The organism is Acinetobacter sp. ABJ_C5_2, assembly GCF_044538485.1.
In the GTDB taxonomy this organism is placed as follows: Bacteria; Pseudomonadota; Gammaproteobacteria; order Pseudomonadales; family Moraxellaceae; genus Acinetobacter; species Acinetobacter nosocomialis_A.
In genome coordinates this window covers 1-2211 of record NZ_JBIUCS010000068.1, presented here as the reverse complement: position 1 = coordinate 2211, position 2211 = coordinate 1, and the positions used below count along the sequence as shown (strand labels likewise).

At 25.7% G+C, this 2211-nt stretch carries 2 protein-coding genes and 1 pseudogene; all 3 read left to right on the top strand.

All coding sequences use genetic code 11. The features are described 5' to 3' along the window. A partial coding sequence (locus tag ACH8JV_RS19270; RefSeq protein ID WP_396523244.1) for a hypothetical protein occupies positions 1–576 on the top strand: 576 nt, incomplete at its 5' end. 133 nt (positions 577–709) lie between these two features. Beyond that, entirely contained in the window at positions 710–1696 is a 987-nt protein-coding gene (locus ACH8JV_RS19265; RefSeq protein ID WP_396523242.1) for a hypothetical protein, read from the top strand. 123 nt (positions 1697–1819) lie between these two features. Further along, positions 1820–2211, top strand: a pseudogene (locus ACH8JV_RS19260) (hypothetical protein); the annotation flags it as partial.

The window sequence follows — 2211 nt, the reverse complement described above, 5'->3', positions numbered from 1 at the left end:
ACTTATAATCTATTTGTTTTAAAAGAAAATATTCGTAATCTTGATGACTTGCAAAATGCTTTTAAAAGTCAAATTGAAAATCCATATAATACAATTAATTCTAAAGTTACTGTAGGAAAAAGAGGAAATAAAATACTTGATGAGGATTTGGTATTAGATGGTATTTCTCATGGTAGTGTTGTGGTTTTAACAGGGTTTTCAAAAATACGAGACAATATTGACGTAAATAATAAAAATCTTTATCAGCAACTCAATAATAGAAATAGTTTTTTATTGACACTTTCTTCAGATGGGGATAAGAATAATCAAAAATTTTATCCATATAACTGTTGTAGTATTATGAGTTATGAGAGTGTAATTAAAAATAAGAAAATTAATAGTATTTCCAATCAAAAAGTAACTAAGTATTATTTGGTTGTTTCGTATTATGATTATGAAATTAATACATTTATTAAGGACATGAAATATATACCACTTAAAGAAATTTATATTGAATCTCAGGCACATCCTATTGATGAATGTGGAAGGGTTTATTTTAATATTTATCTTCCTGTAGAAAGATTGAGTGTTAATTGAAGTTGGATTAGGATAAATAATGATATGTAATATAGTTTATATTAAAAATTATGAATTATTGTCTTTATGTTAGTTTTAAGGTTTTGATTAATTGTGAAGCGTGAAGGTTGTTTGGGCTTGAATGGGGATTAAAATGAAGAAATATAAAATATTATTTTTTGCTATATTGGTGTTTTTCGTAATATTTGATTTTTTAAATAATAAATATTACGAATATATAATTAATAAAAATGAAGAAAAAGGATTTTGTACAAGTGAGAATAAATATCTTACTGAGGAAGAAAAGTTAATAAATTTAAAAGCAGATTTTCTGGCTATAGAAATGGAACATTGGATTAGAGATGGTCGTGAAGGATTTAATGTGAATGATAATGTAATGTATGTTTCTAAATTTAATTTTAATAATAAGGAAAAAATTATTGAAGTGATAAGTACTGCAAAAATAGATAAAACATTTGAAGAGAATATGGATGTTATAGCAGTGGCAACAATGCAGGAATATTATGATAATAAAGATTGTAAGAAAGATAAAAGAAGATGCAAAGATTTAAGCGAAAATAAGAGTAATTTAAAAAGTTTATGGACAAAAGATAATCGTGTGGATATTGATTATTTGAAAAGCTTGCCAATGAACTATTCTGTAATAACTTATGGGCGAAAAATTTATCCACTTTCAAGTTTGAAAAAAATAAGTAACAGTAATTATAGTATAGAAGAATACTCTATTGATAAGCTTTGTTGTGATAATAAAGAAATCCTTAAATCGATTAAAACAATCGATTTAAAAATGATAAGGAATATGAAAAGAATGGAAGAAGGTGAAAAAATTTATAGTACCAAAGAACCTGATTTAAATTTGGATCAAATTGATGGCCAAAATATTGATAATATTTATATTATGAAGTTATATGAAAATTTAGCACTTAATGAGCCAGAACAAGTCCAAAGATATGGATTACGTATGAGTATAGGCTCTTTAAGACGTGATATACATCCAAACGTTAGAAAAATATTAGTCACAGCATGTGGCACTATTTCAGAAGAAGAGCAAATATTTAACTCTAGTGAAACTCAAAGTGGCGAAGATATTTCATTGAGAAAAAGAAATAAATTATATTAATTAGATTTTTGCTATTTTATAATTTTAATACTATTTAGAAGTTTTGATAATTTTAGAGATTAACTAATGTCATATCTAAAGAAAAATTTATTATTTATGTACTTTTTATTTTTAGGAGGATGTATGAATAAAGAAAAAGCCAATATACCTCAAGAGGGGGATGTTGTTATATGGAAACAAAATAATAATTTAGTTGTTAAAGCAAAATTAGGGGAGCGTAGAATACATATTTTTGATCAATTTGATTCAGAATTTTATCGCCCAGAAAGAGAGCATTATTTAGGACAGTTTCCAATAAATTATATACCTGAAAAATTTGCTTCAATTACTCAAAAAGAGATAGATAGTTTACCAATGCCTGATTCAAATCGGCAATTACAATTTAATTTAATTTTAAGAAACTCAAGTTTTCAGGCTACAGATGGGTATGTGCCAGATCATAAAGATCAAGTGCGAGTTAAGATTGAAGGTCTAACTATAGATATGCGAGAGCAGAAATTAGATACTCATAAAAT

What these genes read in the sequence shown, in the direction of transcription:
- ACH8JV_RS19265 (WP_396523242.1), top strand. Translation starts at nt 710, where the DNA reads ATGAAGAAATATAAAATATTATTTTTTGCTATATTGGTGTTTTTCGTA.